The 20,062-nt window shown below is 67.9% G+C and carries 18 protein-coding genes; 9 read left to right on the top strand and 9 right to left on the bottom strand.

All coding sequences use genetic code 11. The features are described 5' to 3' along the window. Nucleotides 1-12 precede the first annotated feature (12 nt). Together lptG and ACP7AU_RS08560 are read right to left on the bottom strand one after the other, a co-directional pair. The gene (gene lptG / locus ACP7AU_RS08565; protein WP_426039308.1) at nucleotides 13-1,161 is read right to left on the bottom strand and encodes an LPS export ABC transporter permease LptG; all 1,149 of its coding nucleotides are present in this window, start codon (nucleotides 1,159-1,161) and stop codon (nucleotides 13-15) included. Beyond that, a complete protein-coding gene (locus tag ACP7AU_RS08560; protein WP_426051137.1) occupies nucleotides 1,158-2,291 on the bottom strand; it encodes an LptF/LptG family permease in 1,134 nt (377 codons plus the stop codon). The genes lptG and ACP7AU_RS08560 overlap by 4 nt, the downstream gene beginning before the upstream one ends. 141 nt (nucleotides 2,292-2,432) lie before the next feature. Here ACP7AU_RS08560 and ACP7AU_RS08555 point away from each other — a divergent pair, with 141 nt between their 5' ends. The 4 genes from ACP7AU_RS08555 (at nucleotide 2,433) to ACP7AU_RS08540 (ending at nucleotide 4,951) form a co-directional block, all read left to right on the top strand. Then, nucleotides 2,433-3,905, top strand: coding sequence for a leucyl aminopeptidase (locus ACP7AU_RS08555; RefSeq protein WP_426051136.1), 1,473 nt, complete (start codon nucleotides 2,433-2,435; stop codon nucleotides 3,903-3,905). A 4-nt stretch (nucleotides 3,906-3,909) separates the two neighbouring features. Further along, nucleotides 3,910-4,368 (top strand): DNA polymerase III subunit chi, encoded by a 459-nt coding sequence (locus tag ACP7AU_RS08550; RefSeq protein ID WP_426051135.1) that lies wholly within the window; start codon nucleotides 3,910-3,912, stop codon nucleotides 4,366-4,368. Between the two features lie 68 nt (nucleotides 4,369-4,436). Beyond that, nucleotides 4,437-4,688, top strand: a complete 252-nt coding sequence (locus ACP7AU_RS08545; RefSeq protein WP_426039312.1) for an I78 family peptidase inhibitor — start codon at nucleotides 4,437-4,439, stop codon at nucleotides 4,686-4,688. Between the two features lie 11 nt (nucleotides 4,689-4,699). Then, nucleotides 4,700-4,951 carry a hemolysin gene (locus ACP7AU_RS08540; protein WP_426051134.1) on the top strand — a complete coding sequence of 84 codons (252 nt, stop codon included), beginning with the start codon at nucleotides 4,700-4,702 and terminating at the stop codon, nucleotides 4,949-4,951. A gap of 18 nt (nucleotides 4,952-4,969) precedes the next feature. On the opposite strand, the gene ACP7AU_RS08535 is transcribed toward ACP7AU_RS08540, so the two are convergent. After that, on the bottom strand, nucleotides 4,970-6,076 hold the full coding sequence (locus ACP7AU_RS08535) for an RcnB family protein (RefSeq protein WP_426051133.1): 1,107 nt from the start codon (nucleotides 6,074-6,076) through the stop codon (nucleotides 4,970-4,972). A gap of 174 nt (nucleotides 6,077-6,250) precedes the next feature. On the opposite strand from ACP7AU_RS08535, the gene ACP7AU_RS08530 reads away from it, so the two are divergent. Both ACP7AU_RS08530 and ACP7AU_RS08525 read left to right on the top strand, forming a co-directional pair. Next, nucleotides 6,251-6,970: a glutathione S-transferase family protein gene (locus ACP7AU_RS08530; RefSeq protein ID WP_426039315.1), complete on the top strand. Its 720-nt coding sequence runs from the start codon at nucleotides 6,251-6,253 to the stop codon at nucleotides 6,968-6,970. Between the two features lie 199 nt (nucleotides 6,971-7,169). Then, a complete protein-coding gene (locus ACP7AU_RS08525; RefSeq protein WP_298163465.1) occupies nucleotides 7,170-7,481 on the top strand; it encodes a sel1 repeat family protein in 312 nt (103 codons plus the stop codon). Between the two features lie 393 nt (nucleotides 7,482-7,874). On the opposite strand, the gene ACP7AU_RS08520 is transcribed toward ACP7AU_RS08525, so the two are convergent. Then, a complete protein-coding gene (locus tag ACP7AU_RS08520) occupies nucleotides 7,875-8,600 on the bottom strand; it encodes a polysaccharide biosynthesis/export family protein (protein WP_426039317.1) in 726 nt (241 codons plus the stop codon). A 94-nt stretch (nucleotides 8,601-8,694) separates the two neighbouring features. Between ACP7AU_RS08520 and ACP7AU_RS08515 the strand changes: the two genes are divergently transcribed. Next, nucleotides 8,695-10,158 carry a GumC family protein gene (locus ACP7AU_RS08515; RefSeq protein WP_426051132.1) on the top strand — a complete coding sequence of 488 codons (1,464 nt, stop codon included), beginning with the start codon at nucleotides 8,695-8,697 and terminating at the stop codon, nucleotides 10,156-10,158. Between the two features lie 49 nt (nucleotides 10,159-10,207). Continuing rightward, on the top strand, nucleotides 10,208-10,909 hold the full coding sequence (locus tag ACP7AU_RS08510; protein WP_426051131.1) for a hfsB: 702 nt from the start codon (nucleotides 10,208-10,210) through the stop codon (nucleotides 10,907-10,909). On the opposite strand, the gene ACP7AU_RS08505 is transcribed toward ACP7AU_RS08510, so the two are convergent. The 5 genes from ACP7AU_RS08505 to ACP7AU_RS08485 all read right to left on the bottom strand — a co-directional run bounded on the left by ACP7AU_RS08505 (nucleotide 10,890) and on the right by ACP7AU_RS08485 (nucleotide 17,000). Beyond that, on the bottom strand, nucleotides 10,890-11,831 hold the full coding sequence (locus ACP7AU_RS08505; protein ID WP_426051130.1) for a glycosyltransferase family 2 protein: 942 nt from the start codon (nucleotides 11,829-11,831) through the stop codon (nucleotides 10,890-10,892). The genes ACP7AU_RS08510 and ACP7AU_RS08505 overlap by 20 nt on opposite strands. Further along, nucleotides 11,831-12,766: a glycosyltransferase family 2 protein gene (locus tag ACP7AU_RS08500; protein ID WP_426051129.1), complete on the bottom strand. Its 936-nt coding sequence runs from the start codon at nucleotides 12,764-12,766 to the stop codon at nucleotides 11,831-11,833. Before ACP7AU_RS08500 ends, ACP7AU_RS08505 begins: the two co-directional genes overlap by 1 nt. Then, nucleotides 12,763-14,211, bottom strand: coding sequence for a lipopolysaccharide biosynthesis protein (locus tag ACP7AU_RS08495; protein ID WP_426051128.1), 1,449 nt, complete (start codon nucleotides 14,209-14,211; stop codon nucleotides 12,763-12,765). Before ACP7AU_RS08495 ends, ACP7AU_RS08500 begins: the two co-directional genes overlap by 4 nt. Nucleotides 14,212-14,224: 13 nt before the next feature. Further along, nucleotides 14,225-15,799, bottom strand: a complete 1,575-nt coding sequence (locus ACP7AU_RS08490; protein WP_426051127.1) for an exopolysaccharide biosynthesis polyprenyl glycosylphosphotransferase — start codon at nucleotides 15,797-15,799, stop codon at nucleotides 14,225-14,227. An 82-nt stretch (nucleotides 15,800-15,881) separates the two neighbouring features. Further along, complete coding sequence (locus ACP7AU_RS08485; RefSeq protein WP_426051126.1) at nucleotides 15,882-17,000, bottom strand: CapA family protein; 1,119 nt, start codon at nucleotides 16,998-17,000, stop codon at nucleotides 15,882-15,884. 180 nt (nucleotides 17,001-17,180) lie between these two features. On the opposite strand from ACP7AU_RS08485, the gene ACP7AU_RS08480 reads away from it, so the two are divergent. Then, a complete protein-coding gene (locus tag ACP7AU_RS08480; protein WP_426051125.1) occupies nucleotides 17,181-20,057 on the top strand; it encodes a TonB-dependent receptor in 2,877 nt (958 codons plus the stop codon). The last annotated feature ends 5 nt before the right edge of the window (nucleotides 20,058-20,062 follow it).

Genomic DNA, 20,062 nt, shown 5'->3' with positions numbered 1-20,062 from the left:
CCGGAGGCCCGCTTACCCGTCTTCGGTATAGAACAGCAAGGTGAAGGCGGCGAGCGCTGTCAGGATCGCGGGCAGCCAGGCGGCCACGAACGGCGGCACCACTTCGGCCGAACCCATGGCGGCTGAGAACTGGCTGAGGAAGAAGAAGGCGAAACCCAGCACCACAGCCGCGACCGCCATGCGCGCCAGGTCGCCCAGACGCATCAGTCGCAGTGAGAAGGCTGCGGCCAGGATTGTCATGGCGGCGAAGGCCAGGGGCGTGGACAGCAGCGACTGGAGCCGGAGCCGGTAAGCGGTGGAGGAGAAGCCGGCGTCCTCGATGCGCTGGATCTGGCCGGGCAAGGACCAGAAGGGCGTCGACTGCGGTCGGGCGAAACGCTCGAACGCCTCTTCGTCCGCGAGCGCCGACGGCAGGTCGAGAGTGGCGTAGCGGACCGCACGCTGGCCGGTCTGGGCCCCGACCGCGTCGAACAGCCGCCATCGGCCCGCGCTGAGGCTGGCTGACGGGGCGTCGATCCTCTCGGTGAACTGGCGTTGTCCCTGCGGATCGGTGGCGTAGATGAAGAAGGTCACGTCCAGCAGCCGGGCGTTGGCGCGGTCCTGACGACCGGCGCGGATCACCATCTGACGCGGGCCGTCGCCCTCGCGCAGCCAGATCGCCTGTTGTTCCTCCGCACCCAGCACGGACCCCGAGATGCGGGCGCGCTCGCGCTGGAACAGACCGTCGGCCGAGGCGGCCACGGGGCCGATCACGGTCACTGTGAGCACGCCGAGCACGAGCGCGGCCCCGGCCGCAGGCAGGACGAATCGCCAGGCGGACATGCCCGCCGCGCGCATGGCGACCAGCTCCGAACGCCGGTTCAGACCGACGAAGGCGCCCAAGGTGCCGAACAGGAAGACGAAGGGCAGAAGCTGCACGATCACGGCAGGGGACTTCAACAGCATCAGTCCGAGGATGCGCAGGCCCGACAGGTCGGTGTCCGACCCCAGGCCGCGCGAGATCTCCACGAAGTCGATCAGCATCACCAGGGCGGCGATGACCGCAAGGGCAATGCCCAGCGCGCGGGCGAGCTGGATCAGCACATAGCGTTCGATCCGCCCGATGCGGAGCGCGCTCAGGATGTGCCGTGGCGCATCGGCGAGGGATCCGAAGCCGCTCATGCGAACCGCGCCTTCAAATGGGCCAGAGGCGACCGGCCTTTGGACCGGCGGGGTTTCAGCGCCCGGAACAGGAGTCGAAGGGCGATGGCGGTTGCCGCGATGGGTAACAGATACTGGAAGACGTTCAGCCAGCTGTTCCAGGCGCTGGCGGCGACGACCGCGTAGCCGAAGATGCGAACCAGCAGGAAGGCGGCAGAGGCCTTGGCGATCCTCATGCCGTAACCCGTGCGGCTGAAGGAGCCTCCCATGATGGCGGCCAGGGCCATCGCCATGGCGGTCAGGGCGTAGAGCGGCGAGGATAGGCGGCTGTGCGCCTCGGCCAGCAGCTCGCCGCGGGCACCCGTGTCGCGGATCAGCTCGGGCGTCGGGGTGAAGAGCTGGGTGATCCAGAGGTCGGCGGGCTTGTAGCGGATGTGCTCGTCGTTACTGACGTACTGACCCAGCGGGAAGACGTAACCGTCGAACGACAGCTGGTTCAGCACGCCCTTGGAATCGTACTGCTGCCACGAGCCCTGTTTCATGGTCAGGACGGGCTGGCCGTCGACCCGACCGAAGCGCGCCTCGGTCGCGTCCCAGGTCGTCGATTTGTCCCCGTCCTCGACGTAGATGAAGAGGTTCTTGAGCAGGCCGTTCTGTTCGATCTGCTGGACGTAGACGGTCAGGCCGTTGGGGCCCTGAACGAACCGGCCCTCCTCGACCAGCAGGGCGGCGAGGTCGGTACGGATCTCGAACGCCTGTTCGCGCGAGGTGCGCTGGGCCCAGGGCTGGATCACGACATTGGTCGTCAGGGCCACGAGAGCCACGGCCAAGGCCAGCCGTGCCGAGGGCGCGATCATCTGCCAGCGCGACATGCCGCTGGCGTAGGCGGCCGTCAGTTCCTGTTCCCTCTGCAGCCGGGTCAGGGCGATCAGGGCGCCGACGAACAGGCCGATGGGCAGGATGACGCCGACCAGCTGGGGCACCGCCAGCAGCGTCAGTTTCAACATGACCCAGACGCTCTGCCCGCGCTCGACGATGACCTCGAGCTGGTCGAGGCTCTGGCTCAGGAGGCCGATTCCGACCAGCGAGCCGCAGGCCGCTAGGACGGGCAAACTGATCTGGCGGAAAAGGTAGCGTTGAATCAGGGTCATGCGGGCGATGAAATCACCCGGTTGCGGGCGCGGACGTTGGGGCGCATCTAATACACGTCCGGGCGCGCCGCCGACAATGGCGGGCGTGACCACCCACAGTTCAATGACCGGGAGTCTACCCCGGCCGGAGTATGCGTTTCCATGAAGATCGATTTCGTCGCCGAAGCCGGCGCAGCCGGCGTTCTCGCCATCCTCGTCCATGACGGTCGCAGCCTGGCCGGGGCGGGCGGCGATCACGACGCCGCTGCAGACAGGTCTCTGACCCGCGCGATGTCCGCAAGCCGCTTCACCGGCGGCGCCAATTCCAGCCTGATCATCGCCGCGCCATCCGGCGTGAAGGCCGACAGCATCGTGCTGGTCGGTGCGGGCGAGGCAGGCAAGTTCGACGACCTGGCGCTCGAGACCGCCGCCGGCGCCGCCTACCACGCCGTGAAGCTGTCGGGCGCAGAGACCCTGACGATTGATCTTGGGCACCTGTCCGCAGCCGAGGCCGCGCGCGCCGCCTTCGCGGTTCGTCTGGCCGCCTATCGGTTCGACAAGTACCGGACCAAGGAAAAGCCGGACAAGATTCCGTCGATCCAGACCGTCAACATCATCACCGGGGACATCGCCGCCGCCAAGGCCGCGCTGGAGCCGCTGAACGCTGTCGCCGACGCGATCTACTTCTCGCGCGATTTGGTCGCCGAGCCCGCCAACATCCTCTACCCGGCCGAGTTCGCCCGCCGGGTCAAGGAACTGGAGCGTCTGGGCCTGAAGGTCGAGATCCTCGGCGAGAAGGAAATGGAAGCCCTCGGCATGCATGTCCTGCTGGGCGTGGGGCAGGGCTCGGTTCGCGAGAGCCAGCTGGCCGTCATCCAGTGGAACGGCGGCAAGGCCGGCGACGCGCCGATCGCCTTCGTCGGCAAGGGCGTCTGCTTCGACACCGGCGGCATCTCGATCAAGCCGGCCGCCGGCATGGAGGACATGATCTGGGACATGGGCGGCGCGGCCGCCGTGGCCGGACTGATGCACGCGCTGGCGGGCCGCAATGCCAGGGTCAATGCCGTCGGCGTGCTGGGCCTGGTCGAGAACATGCCCGACGGCAACGCCCAGCGTCCGGGCGACATCGTCAAGTCGATGTCGGGCCAGACGGTCGAGGTCATCAACACCGACGCCGAGGGCCGCCTCGTTCTCGCCGACGCCCTCTGGTACACACAGGACCGCTTCAAGCCGAAGTTCATGGTCGATCTGGCCACGCTCACTGGCGCCATGATCGTCGCCCTGGGCCTCGACTACGCGGGCGTGTTCTCGAACTCCGACGCACTGGCCGACGCCATCCTGGCGGCCGGTCCCAAGGTCAACGAGAACGTCTGGCGGATGCCGCTGCCGCCGCAGTACGACAAGATCATGGACAGCGTGAATGCCGACGTGAAGAACTCGGCCGGGCGCGACGGCGGGTCGATCACGGCCGGCCTGTTCCTGCAGCGCTTCACCAACGGCGTGCCGTGGGCCCATATCGACATCGCGCCGGTGGCCTGGGTCACCAAGTCCACGCGGACGACCGTTCCCGACGGCCCCGTGGGCTGGGGCGTGCGACTGCTGGATCGTATGGTGGCCGACACCTACGAGGGCTGATCGGGTGAGCGGGACCGGGGAAATCTGGTTCTATCATCTGGAGCGGTCCACGCTGGATCAGGTCCTGCCTGAACTGCTGGACCGCACCCTTCAACGCGGCTGGCGGGCGCGGGTCCGGGTCGCGGATGCGGATGCACGCCAGGCCATTGACGAGCGGCTGTGGACCTGGCGGGACGAGTCCTTCCTGGCCCACGGCCTGTCGGATCAACCCCATCCGGCGCGCCAGCCCATCCTGCTGACGGCGGGAGACGAGAACCCGAACGGGTCTCAGGCGCTGTTCATTGTCGATGGTTCAGACATGGACCTCACAGAGGAGTTCGAGCGATGCTTCATCATCTTCGACGGTCGCGACGAGACGGCGCTGCACCGGGCACGGGAACGCTGGAAGGCGCTGAAGGAGCAGGGGGCGAACCTCGCCTACTGGAAGCAGTCGGACGAGGGGCGCTGGGAAAAAGCGGCCTGATCGCGGCCCTCTTCCTGGCCGCTTGCTCATCGACTCCGTCCGCGATCAGCGAAGCCTCCGGGCCTTCGGTGATCGAGCAGGCCGAGGCGAACCAGCCGGTCGGATCGCACATGCCGGACGACGACGCCGACCTCTGCAAGGCCGCCGACTTCCAGTATCTGGTCGGCAAGCACAGGAACGAGATCCCGGTGCCGGTGGAGGTCGTCAACCGCCGCGTGGTCTGTACGACCTGCCCGGTGACGATGGACTTCTCGCCCCATCGGCTGAACATCTTCTACAACACCCAAACCGAGATCGTGGAGCAGGTCCGCTGCGGGTAGTCGCCGCACTGATGCTGGGCGGCGCGCTGCTGACGGCGTGCGCCCCGACGCCGACGCCCGAACCGACCGGGCCGCAGCGTTGCGATGCGGCTGCTGCCCGGTCCCTGATCGGGAGCCATCGCGGCGCGGTCGATTTCGCGGCCGGGGCCGATGTGCGGTTCGTCTGCACGACCTGTTCGGCGACCGAGGACTATCGCCCCAACCGTCTCAACATCCGCTTCGACGAGGCCACCGGGATCATCCGCAGCGTCGACTGCGGCTGATCCCGACCCCGCCTGGCGCTACCAGCGCCAGGCGTCGTTGATCACCTCGATGATATAGCCGTCGTAGCTGTCGATCAGATAGATCGTGGTGTCGACGGCGACCCACTGGGTTCCCGGAGGCGGGTAGCCCAGCCCGTAGGTGCGGTAGTCGCTCAGGCTGTAGCGCCAGAAGATTGAGGGCAGGTAGTCGCCCTGATAGTAGCGCTGGCCAAAGTATTGCCTCGGCACCGAGTAGTAGCCGTAGTTCGGCGCGAAATAGAAACCTGAGCGGAAGCCGGTGTAGCCCCGGAAACCGCGATCGTTGCGCCACCAGTCATTGCTGCGGCCCCGGTTCCAGTCGCGACGCCAGTCGTTCTGGTTCCAGCGATTGCTCCAGCCGCCGTAATCGCGGCGACCGTTGCGGTCCCCCTGCCAGTTGCGGCCGCCGTTGTTGCGGTCGCGGTCCCAGCCGCCGTTGTTCTGGCCATTGTTGCCGTTCCAGCCGCCGTTTCCGCGACCGTCGTTGTCACGGCCCCGGCCATCGTTGCCGCGGTTCCAGTCCTGACCGCGTCCGTCACGACCCTGGTTGCCGCCGTTCCAACCGCCATTGTTGTCGCGACCGCGTCCGTCGTTGCCGCGGTTCCAGTCCTGGCCGTCGCTGCCGCGCCCGCGTCCGCCGCGATCCTGACCCGGAGGGGGGGCAGGAGGTGTGACTACTGGTGGATTGTTGCGGTTCCAGCGGCCGGGACCGTTGCCGGTTTCGGTCTCGCCGCCACGGTCCCAGCCGCCGCCATTGCCGCCGCCATTGCCGCCGTCCCGACCCCCACGATCACCGCCGCGATCACCGCCGCCGCCCCGGTCACCGCCGCGACCACCGCCGCCATTTTCACCACCACGATCACCGCCGCGGCCGCCGCGGTCTCCACCGCCTACGCCGCGACGGTCCTGGACCTCCTGGACCTGCGGGCGCGGTTGCGCGGGGGTGGGAGAGGACTCGTCCGGTTGATAGCGGGCGCCGGCATCGTTGGGAGGGGGTGGCGCGTCAGAGACGACGGTAATGTCGTCCTGGGCCAGAGCCATTGTGGGCAGGCCCGCCGGGATGGCCAGGGCGGCCAGGGCTACAAAGGCCGTCAGCATCGATCTCATGTCTTGTCTTCCCCGCACGCCGGTTCTCCGGCGGCTCGACATCACGCTCTGCCCTTGTCCATGAACGACGGCTGAACGACCAGCCGACCGCCTCTGACGATCCATGACGGCCTTGCGGCCGAGGTGCAGGCGGCCCAGATCAGATCCCTGATCCACCGCGAAGAGCTTGCCGCCATGACCGTCCCGATCGAGCTCTGGTACTGGCCGACGCCCAATGGCTGGAAGGTTTCCATCGCCCTGGAGGAGATGGGCCTGGCTTACGAGCTGAAGCCGGTGAACATCGGCGTGGGCGAGCAGTTCACGCCGGAGTTCCAGGCGATCAGCCCCAACGGCCGGATGCCGGCCATCGTCGATCCCGACGGGCCGGGCGGGACGCCGCTGTCGATCTTCGAGAGCGGAGCGATCCTGCAGTACCTCGGCAACAAGTCCGGGAAGTTCTATCCGGCCGATGTCCGCCAGCGGGTCGAGATCGACCAGTGGCTGTTCTGGCAGGTCGGCGGCCTGGGCCCGATGGCGGGGCAGACCCACCATTTCCGCCAGTACGCTCCGGCGATTATCAAGGACCAGAGGCAGATCGCCTATGGCGTCCGCCGCTACACCGACGAGACGCACCGGCTTTACGGCGTCATGGACCGGCGGCTGGCGGATCGCGACTATCTGGCGGGCGACTATTCCATCGCCGACATGGCGGCCTGGCCTTGGATCCTGCCGGAGCATCAGGGCCAGGACCTGGCGCATTTCCCGCATCTGGCGGCCTGGATGGAGCGGGTCGGAGAGAGGCCGGCGGTGAAGGCCGGACGGGCGCTGGGCGACGAGATGCGGCGCAACCTTGCGGCCTCCGGCAAGGCGGCGGAAGAGGCGCGGAAGGTGCTGTTCGGTCAGCGGGCGCGTTAAGGTCCGCAGCTCTAAGGTAAACGCCGTGTTGACGGTATATTTCGGAGGTGTGAATCGAGTGTGTAGTATTCATTTCTCCTTTACTGAAAAGAGTTTGTAGCTCCGGGCGCCGTTAACTTTAACTTCAAACCGGGGGTATTTGATCACGGTCGAAGGGCGGGTCCAGAACGGACGTCCGCCATCGCAAAGGACGACCGTGATGAACGCGCAAGAAACCGCGCCGGAACTGCACAACGAGGTCGAGGCGGCCCCGTTGCCCCTGCCCACCGCCGACATGGACGGCGACGCCCTGTTCCGGCTGGGGATGATGTACTCGTCGGGTTCGGGCGGTTGCCCGATGGATCGGGTCTCGGCCCACATGATCTTCAACCTGGCGGCCATGAAGGGCTCGATCGAAGCCCGGGTCTATCGCCGCGAGATGTCCGAAGAGATGGAACGCGACGAGATCGCCGAGGCCCAGCGGGCAGCCCGTCGCTACATCGACGCCGGCGTGGTCAAGCTGGCGGCCTGAGGTTTTCGAGACGTTTGCACCCTGGAAAAAAACAGGGTGCAAGAGTCCAAATCGTGGAGCTTTCGGCGCGATGCCGTTGAAAAGACGGCAGATTGAATCTGAGGAAGGATTGCGCCGTGGTGCAATTATCGGCTCGTTTGTCCGAGGATTTCGGCGCCCTTGATCGACTTGTCAAAGACCTCAGCGATAGATGGGAAGCCCGCGCTGGCGGCCTCAAGAGGCAGATAAGAATAAATTCTGCTCTCCGCCTCCGCCATCCGTCATTCTCGGGGCGCGAAGCGAACCCGAGAACCCAGCCTCACGGTCGTTGTGACGGGATGGTGCAGACATTGAGAGCGGTGAGGCCGGTTCCTCAGGTCGAGCCCGAGGATGACGCAGATCAGCGGCGGCCGCCTAGAACTGCTGATACTGGCCGTTGATCGTGTAGTTGAAGCCGACGGGCAGGGCCGCCTTCACCTGGGTGAAGAAGTTGGCCAGTTCGCCGAGCGTCGAGCGCGGCACATACAGGACGTCGCCGCGACGCAGCGCAATGACCTCGCCGCGACGCTGGCGCAGATCCACCACCCGCATCATCCGCACGCTTCCCGGTCCACGGCGGATCAGGGCAACCTGCTGAGGCCGGGCGCTGGGCAGGAAACCGCCGGCCTGGATGATGGCCTGATAGGCGTCGATGTCGCCGTTCATGTCGTAGACGCCGGGAGTGCGCACCTCGCCGTCGACCCAGACCTTTATCGGCCCCGCGGTCTTCAGCGTCACCTCGACCACCGGCCGCACCAGTTGCGACGCATAGGCCGAGCTGAGTTCGTATTCGAGTTCCGACAGCGTCCGGTCCGCCGCCATGGCCTGGCCGATCAGGGGCAGGGCGATGCGACCGTCCGGACCGACCCGCAACGTCCGCGTCAACTCGGTCGCCGTCGGCGTCGCCACCTCGATCTCGTCGCCGGGGTAGAGCAGGTATTCGGGTTCGTCGTCGGACCAGTCGGCGAAAGCGATGTCGTTGAAATCGCCTTGCTGGACACGCACGCCGCGCGACGTCGACGAGCCCGAGGCGCAGCCGGCCACGGACGAAGCGGCCACGGCCGCAGCCATCGTCCAAAGAATCTGACGCCGATCGAACATAGGAAGACCCTCGTCAGTTATGGGTAACGCATGGTTAACGCCGACAGGCGAAGGATCAGAGACGGTTCACTCTGCCACGGATTCGCCAGTTCCCATGCGTTCGGCCACCACGACAGCCTATGTCTCGGCGCGACCGCGCTATGGGCTGTTCGACGTGATCGGACTTCTGTTCCGCGAACTGCTGGTGATGATTCTGGTGTTCGTGCTGGTGCTGGCCATCGGCGCCGCGGCGGTCATGACGTTGAAGAAGACCTACACGGCCGGGGCCAGCCTGCTGGTGAACGCCGGTCAGGAATATGTCTACCAGCCTCGTGTCGGCGGGCTGGCTGATCGACAGTCCCAGCCGCCAGCCGTCGGCGAGGTCGCCCAGGCCGAGGCCGGCATCATCGGCACGCGGGAAGTGAAGCTGAGAGCCGTGCGCGCGCTGGGGCTGCCGTTCTTCCAGAAGCCGGGCAAGGTCTCGACAGGCCCCGTCGCCAAGCAGGAAGGCGATGCGATCAAATTCATCAATGACGGCCTGACCATTTCGACCACGCCCCAGGGGGCAACGATAGGCCTCGGCTTCGAGAGCGACAGCGCCGAGAAGTCTGCGCGGGTCCTGAACGCCGTCATCGACCAATATCTGATCTATCGCCGCGAGGTGTTCCAGGATCGGTCCACCCCTGCCATCCAGACGCAGCGCCGGGTCTTCGAGGATGAGCTGGCCGAGGTCGATCGCGCCTACGAGACCTTCCTCGCCACCAACAACATCGGCGATTTCGCCGCGTCCAAGGCGGCGCAGGCGGCCCTGTATCAGACGACTCTGACCGAGAAATTCTCGGTCGAAAACCAGCTGAACCAGGCGGCGAGGCGTCTGCAGAGCCTGGAGGCGCAGCAGGCGAACACCCCCGCCGAAGTGACCCTGCAGCAGGATCTGAACGTCTCGGCCCAAGACCAGATCCTGCAGTTGCGGACCGAGCGCGAACAGCTGCTGGCCCGCTATCAGCCCGAGAGCCAGCCAATCCTGGACATCGAGGCCCGGATCGCCGGCCTGCAGGCCTACGTCGCCGGCGGTACGACGGTGGGGGCCAAGGAGGTTCGTCTGGGGCCGAACCCGGTCTGGACCGAGCTGGAGACGACCCGGATCACGACCCGGGCGGAGCGGGATTCCCTGTCCGCGAGGCTGTCGTCGGTGACCCGGCAACTGGCGGAAATTCTCGACCGGCAGGCCCAGCTGACGCGCGAGGAATCGCAGAACTCCACCCTGACCTCCAATCGCGACGTGCTGACGGCGTCGATCCGCGAGTTCCAGCAGCGCGAGACCCAGAGCCGGGCCGACAACGGACTGGTCGCCGCCGGGGCCGACAATGTGCGGGTCATCGAGCGTGCGGCCGCGCCGACGCGGGGGACCAGTTTGAAGCTGCCTCTGCTGGCCCTGGTTATCCTGTTCGCCGGCTTTACGGCCCTGTGCGTCGGCCTGCTGCGGGTGTTCACGCGGCGCGGCTATGCGACTCCGGCCATCGCCGGACGGACGCTGGAGATGCCCGTTCTCGCTGTCGCCCCGATGAAGGCCCATTGAGATCATCGTGTTAGCCTTCGGGCCCAGAGTCATCGCGTAACCGATTCGCATGGTCGATCTCACATCAGAAATGGCGGGCCTCTGGGCCGCGCTGGGATCGGCCCCCGCTCACCGCGGACGTGTCATCCAGTTCGCCTGCGCCAACTCCGGGGAAGGCGCCTCGACCGTTGCACGCGAGTTCGCGCGGCTCGCGGCGGTGCGGGCGCGCAAGCCCGTCTGGCTGATCGACGCCGACCTGGCCCAGCCTGGCCAACAGGAGGCGGTGGCCGCTGAGCCCGAGCGGTTCGGACGGCTGGGGGCCGCCGCGTCGTCGTCGCCGAACGGATCGAGCTTCTTCGCGGTGACCCCGCCGGTGAGGGGGCGGGACAGCAAGCCGATCGCGCCGGCGCGGCTGATGACGGCGCGGCCCTGCCTTGGCGGTCGGCTGTGGATCACGCGTTTCCGGGCCGAGGTGCTGAGGTCCGGGCAGAGGGCGGAACCCCTGCCGGATCCGCGCTACTGGGATGCGATGCGGAAGCATGCCGACACGGTGGTGATCGACGCCCCGGCGGCGGATCGCAGCGACCTGTGCATCACCCTGGCGCCCTATGTCGATGCGACGGTGCTGATCGTGGCGGCGGAGAGCACGGCGGCGAACGAGCCGGTCATTCTGCGCGACGAGATCGAGTCCGTCGGCGGGCGGATCGCCGGCGTGGTGGTCAATCGCTCGACCTACAGCCCTCCGGCCTTCCTCAGGCGGCTGACGGGCTGACCGCGTTCAGGCGGGCCAGTTCGCGCGCGCCGTAGAAGCGAGGCTCGAAGCCTTTCATCCAGAATATCTTTCCCAGACCGCGTGCGGCCCTGTCCATCATCCGGGCGCGCGAGGGATGGGCGATGACGCTCAGGGCGATGGCCGCGAGGCCCCAGATGAGGGCCTGCAGGGCGCCGACGACCATCCAGCGGGCGACGCCGGGCCAATTACGGGCCTTGGCGGCGGTCTGGCTGGGGCCCTGGCCGTAGGCGAAGGCGCGCGACAGAGTGTAGCGCAGGGTGGCGCGGTGGGGCGGGGCGAACTCGTCGACCCAGGCGTCGGCGGCCCAGCCGAACGTGCCGCCGCGCGCCTGTAATGCCGCGAACAGGGCGTCGTCCTCACCGCCGGACTGGTCGGCCGCGACGTCGAAGGGGGCGGGGCCGGGCAGGGCGGTGGCCCGGATCATCAGGGAGTTGCCGCAGCCCCAGGGCTTGTCGATCCGTTGGGTCCGGGAGGGGCCTTCGCGACCGAAGAAGGCCTCGAGATAGGGCGTGGCCCAGCCGGTGTCTGCGGGCACGCGACCGGCGATGGGGCCGAAGACGACGTCGGCCTTCGTCTGGTCAAGGGCGGCGAGGAGGGCGGCCAGCCAGGTCGGGGAGGCGGCCTCGTCGTCGTCGAGGAAGGCGATCAGGGGGACGTCGGTCGTCGACAGGCCGGCGTTGCGGGCCGTGGCCACGCCGGGGCGGGGCTCGTGGCGGTAGATCAGGGGGCAGGGGCTGTCGGCGGCCAGGCGGGTGACAGCCGCCGCCGCCGTCCCGGATGGGTCGTTGTCGACGACGACGATGGAGGTCATCGGCGCCGTCTGGGCGAACAGGGAGCGCAGCGCCCGCTCGAGGCTCTCCGGGCGGCGCATGGTCGGCACGATGACCGACACAGGCTGCATCACACGGCTCCGGCATAGAGGGCGGCGCGGTAGAGGCGAAGCGAGAAGGCGCGGGCCCTGGTCGGCATCCAGGTGGTCGTGGCGATGCGCTTGATCCACGGGCGGATGGCGCCGATCGCGGGAATCTTCTTCAGCAGGCGGGCGGCCTTGTAGCTGGGGTAGGTCCCGACGATGTCGGGGTGGCGGGCGACGACGCGGGCAAAGTTGCCGGCGGACTGTTCGTATTTCCCGGCCAGGGCCTCGACCGTGTCCAGACCCATATGGGTGGCCGGGTTGTCGACGTGGACGACGGTGAAACGGCGGGAGACGCGCATGGCCCACTCGACGTCTTCCCAGCCCCAGCCCGAGAAGTCGGGATCGAAAATCTCGGCCTCGAAGACGTCGCGGCGGACGAGGAGGTTGGAGGTGAAGACGTATTTCTCCGGCGTGCGGGCGCGCTCGTGCCAGGCGACGCAGTCGCTTTTCGCCGCCATCGAGCGATGGACCTGGAAGCGGGCGTCGGTCGGGGCCTGCAGCAGGGAGAAGCCGCCGAAGGCCACGGCCGGGTCCTCGCGCGCCACCAGCTCGGCCCAGGTCCACAGGAAGCGGCGATGGTCGGGGCGCATGTCGCTGTCGAGGAACAGCAGCGAGCCGGCGCGCGCGGCGTCGGCGAGGCGGTTGCGGCCCTTGGAGCGGCCTTCATTGGCCTTGAGGGTGATCAGGCGGGCGGGGAGGGCCATCGCCTTGATCCGGGCTTGCAGGCGGGCGGTGAGGTCGGGGTCGTTGGTACCGTCGTCCATGACGATGACCTCGACGGCGCGGTCGACGGCGCCGGCCTCCTCGTCGAGGAGCTGGAGCAGTTCGGACGGGTCGTCGCGCAGGAAGGGGATCAGGACCGAGACGGCGGGCTTCGCGCCGCGTCTCTTCGCATTGTCGGTGAGGACGGGACGGCTCATGCGGTCGCTCTTCGGGACAGGCGGGCGCCGATCAGGCGCGCAGCGAGGTCGCGGACCCCGGCGGCGTTCAGGACCATGACGACGGCGGCGTAGACCACAGCCCCGACTCCGGCCTTGAGGATCAATTCGGCCACGCCGCCCAGTGCGGGCAGGGGCAGGACGGCGGCGGCCATGGCCACGCAGGCGACGCCGCAGCGGGTCAAGGTGTCCCACGGAATCGGCATGGCGACGATCTTTCGACCCATGCCGATGGAGGCGAGGAGGCCGATGGCGAAGCTGGTCGTCGTGGCGATGGCAGCGCCCATGACGCCCATCATCGGCACCAGGATCAGGTTGAGGATCACGTTCGCTCCCGCCGGGATGCACAGGGTCAGCAACAGCCGATCGGTGCGGCGCCCCAGCACGAAGGACTGGCTGAGGTAGTAGGCGGTCGAGCCGGACAGGAGGGCCGACAGGGCGATCCACGGTGTGACGGAGGCGGCGACGGAGCGCAGATCCTCGCCGATCATGAAGTCGGCGAGCGGGCGGGCGACCAGGGCCACGCCGACGGCGGCGGGAAGGCCGATCAGGATGAAGGTCGAGGCCTGTTCGCGGGCGGCCTTCATGAAGGCGTCGCGGCTACCGCGCTCCCAGGCCATGATCAGGGCGGGCGTGCCGGCCGCGCCGAGCCAGATGAACAGGACGTCCAGGGTGCGGTTGGCGAGACTGTAGCCCGCGTGATAGGCGCCGACCGCCGCCGGGCCGAGGTATATTTCGAGCAGGAAGCGGTCGGTCGAGGCCATGATCAGCGACAGGCCCAGGCCGGCCGCGATCGGATAGCCGTAGCGGGCGTAGGAGCCGAGCCGGTCGCGGTAGAGGACTCCGCCCCGCGCCCGTTTCAGCTCGCCCGGCAGGACGAAGGGCAGGACCAGCAGAGGGCCGATCGCAAGGCCGATCAGGGGTGAGGCGGCGCCGACGCCGTGGAAGGCGCAGAAGGCCCCGATGGCGAAGCCTCCGAGGGTGACGGCGATGTCCATCCCGGCCGATTTGGTGACCTCGCCCGAGGCGCGGAACCGCTCCTGCGCGAGCTTGGCGAAACATCGGATGGGGATGCCGACGAGACCTGCGCCGATGGCCAGTTTCAGCCCCGGACCGATGGGGACGGCCCACAGGATCAGCCCCGCGACCGGCAGGGCGGCGAGGGTGACGACGGCGGCGGTGCGGTACAGCGTCAGGAAATGGTCGGCCAGGGACTGGCCTTCCTCGGCCGCCCAGAACCGCGCCATGGCGGCCTCCAGCCAGCTGAAGGTCCCGACGTGGATCAGGGTCATGACCGAGAAGGCGATGGCGTAGCGGCCGAAGTCCTCGGCCGACATCAGGCGGGTGAAGACCACGATGGCCCCGAACCCGACCAGGCCCTGGATGATGTTGGCGGGCAGATAGCCCCAGACGCCGCGCCAGAACATTAGCGGCCCCCCATCATCGAACTGCGGCCCGATCGCCCAGCAGGACGGGGATGGTGACGACCATGATCCAGAGGTCGAGCCACAGGGACTGGCGCTCGATGTACTCGATGTCGAGCTGGACCCGGCGGCGGACGTCCTGGGCGGAGTGCAAGGGCCCGCGCGAGCCCTTGATGGCGGCCCAGCCGGTCATGCCGGGCTTCATGCGGTGGCGATGGGCGTATTCGGCGACGAGGCGGGCGCTCTCGACCGCGCCGGTCTTCATGCCGATGGCGTGGGGACGGGGGCCGACCAAAGACATCTCGCCCTTCAGGACGTTGAAGATCTGGGGCAGTTCGTCGAGGCTGGTGGAGCGGATGATCTTGCCGACTCGGGTGACGCGATCGTCGTCGGTCGTGACCTGACGGCTGGCGGTGGCGTCGGCGGCTTCCTGGCGCATCGAGCGGAATTTCCACACCACGATTTCCTCGTGGATAAAGCCGTGGCGGCGCTGGCGGAAGAAGATCGGGCCTGGGCTGTCAAGGCGGACGGCGAGGGCGGTCAAGGCCATGACGGGGGCCAGCAGGATGAGGGCGACTGTGCCGATGACGATGTCCTGAATCCGCTTGTTGAACGCGCGACGGTCATCGTCCACCCGGCCGTCGAGCGAGGCGAGCGGCGCGCTGGCCAGACGGTCGAGGGCGGCGCTGCGTTCGCTGGCGTCGGCCGGGTCGACCAGCAATGTGACCTCGTTGGGCAGGGTCGACAGACGGGCGGTCAGTTCGCGGACGCGCTTCTCGGCCCTGGGGTCGATGGCCAGCACAATCTTGTCGACGTAGGGCGTCATCCGGTGGGTCATCAGCGCCTCGGCGTTGCCCAGGACCGGCACGCCGACCACGGTGTCCGGCGAGCGGGCCAGACGGTCGTCGAACACGCCCAGCACATTAATGTCGCGGCGCTTGAGCGCCTCCTTGATCAGGGTCTCGGCGTGGCGGGTGGCGCCGACCAGGACGATGTTCGGGGTCAGGGCGCCCTTGGCCCGCCAGCCGGCGACAAGGTCGCTCCAGCCCATGTGCAGGACATAGAGACTGACGGTGATCAGGGCGGTCCAGATGATGTAGACGGCCCGGGTCGCCCCGCCACCGAGGACGGCGTCCAGCAGAATGGCGGCGAGGCCGCCGAGCAGCGCGAGGCCGGCGACGGCGGCCAGATGCAGGGGTGTCTTCTGCCCGCGCGCGAAGCGGTAGAGCCCCAGCGACCGCATCAGGCCGAGGACGATGGTTGCGCCGACTGCCAGCGGCACGGCGGCGGACAGCGGCGAGGCAAGAAAGCCTGCCGGGGTCATGGCCCAGAGGATGGCGACAGTGATGACCGAGACGGCGGCGACGTCGGCGCTGCGGAACCAGTGGACGGCGAGGCGCGAGGCGTGCCGCTGGCGCGCGTTCAGCCAGACCTCGGGACGGAAGGGGCCGCGGCGCGCGGCGCCGTCTGCCTTGGGGCCGGCCACGGACTGCGCCGCGAGCGCCTGCAATCCCGATGCGTCGAACCGCGCGTCGGGCTTGCGGGCGTCGGCAAGCGCCGTCGCACGGCCAATATCGATGGCGCTGGTCATGGCCGCCATCCTGCACAGGGGCCGTGGATGTCGCGTTAACGAGGCGGCGCGCGACCTATCGTTCGTGAGAGAGAGATGTCCGTCAGGCCGTCCTGAGCGTCCCGCGCGTTCCGCGAAGCTCCAGATGTCCGCCGATCGCCGCCGACTGCACCGCCAGTCGCGCCAGGATGTCGGCCGCTTCCAGATCGCCAGCCAGGGTGGGGAAACCCCGGGTGGCCTGATCCTCGGGGCCGCCCAGGCCGACTTCGTTGAGGACCAGGGGCGTCAACTCTACGCGGACGGGCCGGTCGCCGTCGATCGTGATCGAGGCAATCACCCCCTGCCACGCCGGCGGCGGGTAGGAGCCCTGCGGCTTCTCGGTCTGGAAGATGAAGTTGCCGAGGCCGAACAGGAGAGGGCGGCCCCGCCAGGCGGCCATGCCCTGGAGCACGGGTGAGCCGTGGCCGACGAAGACGCTTGCGCCAGCATCGATGCAGCGTCTGGCGAAGGCCTGTTGCCAGGCCGGGACCTGGCTGTTGTCCGGCTCCCAGTCGTGATTGTGGTGGCAGGCGATCACGGCGTCGGCGGCCGCGGCAGCTTGCCGGATGGCAGCCAAAATCCGCGCCTCGTCCTCGGCGAGCGGGGCCCCCGTCGCATCGCGCCGCAACTCGTTGACGCCCGGATGGTCAAGGGCGGCCGCGCCGCCGGGGCGGACCTTGCCGGTGGCGAAGCCGATCGCCGAGACCTTGCCGGCCGAGATTTCGAGGGTGGCTGGGGCGGCGGCTCGCACGAGGTCGGCGCCGCTCCCCGTCGTGCGCAGGCCCGCCGCCTCTATGGCGTCCAACGTGTCCAGAATGCCGCCGCCGCCGAGGTCGAAGGCATGGTTGTTGGCTGTCGTCAGCAGACCGACCCCGGCGCCTTTCAGGGTCTCCAGGATCTCTGGTCCCGAGGTATGCAGCGTCAGCCGGTCCCGCGTCGGCGCCGCGGCGCGCGGGCCACGGATGACCGTCTCCAGATTGGTGAAGACGGCGTCCGCTCCCCCGAGCGTTCGGACCACGCCGGCCCGGCCGGGCCATTCGGCAGGCGTCGGCGCATGTTCGATCAGGGCCTGACCCAGAAGGTCGATACGCAGGCCGCCGGCACCGGGCGTGGCCGCTGCACACCCCGACAGCGTCGCCATCGCTCCTATGCCCCAGACGAGTTGCCGCCGATCCATCGCCATGTACGCCTCCGCACCCGACCATACGTTTCAAGGACGGCAGACCGATAGGGCATGCGTTCAGTGCATGACGTGATACGAAATCGCCATATTGTTGCGGACGTGGCGGACCCGCTGCGACTGTTCCCCCCAAGGGGGCCGATCCACGATCGAGGAACGGCAAGGACAACGGGGACCATGAGCATGGCGACGACGACTTCCATCCGGACACTGTGCCTGACCGGCTCGGCGCTGGCGGCGCTGACACTCGGCCTGCTCGCATCGCCGGCCACGGCGCAGACGCCGGTCGCACCTCAGGACGACACATCCTCGGTCGATGAGATCATCGTGACGGGGTCGCGCATCCAGCGACGCGACGCCGACTCGGTCGGGCCGCTGCTGACGCTGACCGCCGAGGACATCAAGAACTCCGGCGCCGTGTCGGTCGGCGACCTGCTGCAGCGTCTACCGTCGGCGGGCGTCAGCCTGAACAGTAACGGAACCCAGGGCACATCCTACGGAGCCTCCTCCATCAACCTGCGCTACCTCGGCGGGGCCGAGGGCAGCGGCAACCGGGTGCTGGTGCTGGTGGACGGTCATCGGTGGGTCGATGGCGTCGGCCAGCGCGGCTTCCGTGACTTCGTCGATCTGAACACCATTCCGCTGGGAATGATCGACGGCATCGAGGTGCTGAAGGACGGCGCCTCGGCCATCTACGGCGCCGATGCGATCGCCGGTGTGGTCAATATCCGCACCATCCGCGACTTCGACGGTCTGCGCCTGAACACCCGCGCGGGCATCACGTCAGAGGGTGATGGCGAGCAGTATTCGGCCGTCGCAAACTGGGGCCGGCGGTTCGAAAACAGCTCGGTGGTGCTCTCGGCCAGCTATGCGCGCGAGGACGAGATCCTGACGTCGGACCGTGAGCGGACCGCTCTCAGCCTCGTGCCCCTGACCGCGCCAGGCACCAGCCCGCGCGGCCTGTTCATCCTGCCGGGCCTGTCGAACAACGCCTATTTCGGAACCGCGACGGGGTTCGCCACGTCGGGAACGCCCGCGACCCAGATCGCCCTCGGCAACTACGGCGCGGGCAGCCTGGCGGACAACAGTTTCCGGACCGCGACCCTGCCGGAGGACTTCTTCAACACCCAGGCCCAGGGCATCTATTCGGCGGGACCCAGCGAGCGCTACGGCCTTTATGGTCGCTTCCGCGCCGACCTTTCGGACAATGTCTCGGCCCACATCGAGGGTCTCTACAACCGGCGTCAGTCGAACCAGATGTTCTCGCCGGTGCTGCTGGATATCGGCGGCACGGCCGGGACCATCCGGGGCTATTCCCTGACCAACAACCATCCGTTCAACCCGTTCGGCACGGCCAACGGCGTGCCGACGGCCAATGCGCTGGCCTTCGCTGCGACCTCGGCCTGGCGGGTGCGCAAGGTGATGACCGACCTCGGCAATCGCGACAACATCCAGGACGTCGAGACCTGGCGCATCGGCGCCGGCGCCGAGGGCACGTTCAACGGCTTCGGTCGCGAATGGTCCTGGGACCTGACCGGCAGCTGGTCGAAGAACGAGATCCAGTCGTCGGCCCTGAACGGCGTCAACTACGAGAACCTGTTCCGCGGGCTGGGCAATCCGGCAAACTGTCTGGCCTCGGCCGGGTGCGTGCCGATCAACCTGTTCGGCCCCATGACGGCCGATATGGCCAACTCCATCCGCTTCACCACGCGGGAGTCCAACTCGACCGAGCTGTTCGACGTGACCTACAATATCACGGGCGAACTGTTCCAGTTGCCGGCCGGGCCGCTGTCGGTGGCGGCCGGCTACGAATATCGCCAGAACAAGGCGACCGACACGCCGGACGCCTATGCCAACTCGACGTCCGTCTTCCTGTCGAACATCTATACGACCACGACGGCCCAGACGCGCGTGCCGACCATCGGCGAATACAGTCTGCACGAAGGCTATCTGGAGGTCGCCATTCCGCTGCTGGCCGACATGCCGATGGCGCACAGCCTCGATCTGAGCCTGGCGGCCCGTTATTCGAACTACGACACCGTGGGTGACGCCACGACGATCAAGGCGGGCGTGGGCTGGAGGCCGGTGGAGCCGTTGTTGATCCGCGGCACCTATTCCCAGGGCTTCCGGGCCCCGTCGATCCTCGAGCTGTTCCAGGGCGGGCGCGAAGTCAGCATCCAGGCGATCGACCCGTGCAACGGCGGCGCTGCGGCCCGGCCGACCCTGCCGGGCTGCGCCGGCATTCCGGCCAATTACAACCAGGCAAACTTCAACCTGAACGGCCTGATCCCGGGGACGACGTCCGGCAACCGCCAGCTGGAGCCGGAAACGGCCGACACCTTCAGCGCCGGCTTCGCCTTCCAGCCTGACGCCATCCCCGGCCTGACGCTGACCGCCGACTGGTATGACATCAAGATCCAGGACGCGATCGCGTCCCAGGCCGCGGCCCAGATCCTGGGCCTGTGCGCGGCGCGCGGGGGCGCCTTCTGCGATCTGGTGGCCCGTGACCCGGTGACCGGTGCGGTGACCCGACTGACCCAGGGGTCGCAAAACCTCTCCGAGATTCGCACCTCGGGCATCGATGCGACGATCCGCTACGAGTTCGACACCGGCATCGGCCGTTTCGCAGCGGTCCTCGACACCTCGTACCTGGATGAATTCACCACCGTCAGCCCCGACCCGACCGGTGGTCCCGACATCCTCGATGAACGGGCCGGGAAAGGCGACAGGGCGCGCTCGACCTATCCGCACTGGAAGGGGCAGAGTTCGCTGCGCTGGAGCGACGGCGCGTGGAGCGCCCTCTGGCGTGGCCGCTACATCGGTGAGAGCACCGATGTCGTGAACACGGTCAAGGATGCGACGACCGACGCCATCTTCTACAACGACCTGGAGGGTAGCTACGCCTTCAACATGTACGATGCGACCGTCTCGGTCGGGGTGAACAACCTGTTCGACGAGCAGCCCCCGGCTTCCTATGCAAACGCGCCGATCAACTACGACATCTACACCTATGACGCCCGTGGTCGCAGCGCCTACATTCGCGTCGGGTTGCAGTTCTAGGATCC

Origin of the sequence: Brevundimonas sp. SL161 (genome assembly GCF_049896985.1) — a bacterium.
Lineage (GTDB): Bacteria > Pseudomonadota > Alphaproteobacteria > Caulobacterales > Caulobacteraceae > Brevundimonas.
The sequence above is the reverse complement of the archived record's forward strand: the minus strand, read 5'-3'. Positions and strand labels throughout refer to the sequence as shown.

Excerpts from the sequence above, each read along its gene's own strand:
- ACP7AU_RS08490 (WP_426051127.1), bottom strand. The coding sequence starts at position 15,799 with ATGACCAGCGCCATCGATATTGGCCGTGCGACGGCGCTTGCCGACGCC.
- ACP7AU_RS08525 (WP_298163465.1), top strand. The coding sequence starts at position 7,170 with ATGAACGCGCAAGAAACCGCGCCGGAACTGCACAACGAGGTCGAGGCG.
- ACP7AU_RS08520 (WP_426039317.1), bottom strand. The coding sequence starts at position 8,600 with ATGTTCGATCGGCGTCAGATTCTTTGGACGATGGCTGCGGCCGTGGCC.
- lptG (WP_426039308.1), bottom strand. The coding sequence starts at position 1,161 with ATGAGCGGCTTCGGATCCCTCGCCGATGCGCCACGGCACATCCTGAGC.
- ACP7AU_RS08515 (WP_426051132.1), top strand. The coding sequence starts at position 8,695 with ATGCGTTCGGCCACCACGACAGCCTATGTCTCGGCGCGACCGCGCTAT.
- ACP7AU_RS08535 (WP_426051133.1), bottom strand. The coding sequence starts at position 6,076 with ATGAGATCGATGCTGACGGCCTTTGTAGCCCTGGCCGCCCTGGCCATC.
- ACP7AU_RS08555 (WP_426051136.1), top strand. The coding sequence starts at position 2,433 with ATGAAGATCGATTTCGTCGCCGAAGCCGGCGCAGCCGGCGTTCTCGCC.
- ACP7AU_RS08485 (WP_426051126.1), bottom strand. The coding sequence starts at position 17,000 with ATGGCGATGGATCGGCGGCAACTCGTCTGGGGCATAGGAGCGATGGCG.
- ACP7AU_RS08540 (WP_426051134.1), top strand. The coding sequence starts at position 4,700 with ATGCTGGGCGGCGCGCTGCTGACGGCGTGCGCCCCGACGCCGACGCCC.
- ACP7AU_RS08505 (WP_426051130.1), bottom strand. The coding sequence starts at position 11,831 with ATGCAGCCTGTGTCGGTCATCGTGCCGACCATGCGCCGCCCGGAGAGC.
- ACP7AU_RS08530 (WP_426039315.1), top strand. The coding sequence starts at position 6,251 with ATGACCGTCCCGATCGAGCTCTGGTACTGGCCGACGCCCAATGGCTGG.
- ACP7AU_RS08560 (WP_426051137.1), bottom strand. The coding sequence starts at position 2,291 with ATGACCCTGATTCAACGCTACCTTTTCCGCCAGATCAGTTTGCCCGTC.
- ACP7AU_RS08510 (WP_426051131.1), top strand. The coding sequence starts at position 10,208 with ATGGTCGATCTCACATCAGAAATGGCGGGCCTCTGGGCCGCGCTGGGA.
- ACP7AU_RS08495 (WP_426051128.1), bottom strand. The coding sequence starts at position 14,211 with ATGTTCTGGCGCGGCGTCTGGGGCTATCTGCCCGCCAACATCATCCAG.
- ACP7AU_RS08500 (WP_426051129.1), bottom strand. The coding sequence starts at position 12,766 with ATGAGCCGTCCCGTCCTCACCGACAATGCGAAGAGACGCGGCGCGAAG.
- ACP7AU_RS08480 (WP_426051125.1), top strand. The coding sequence starts at position 17,181 with ATGGCGACGACGACTTCCATCCGGACACTGTGCCTGACCGGCTCGGCG.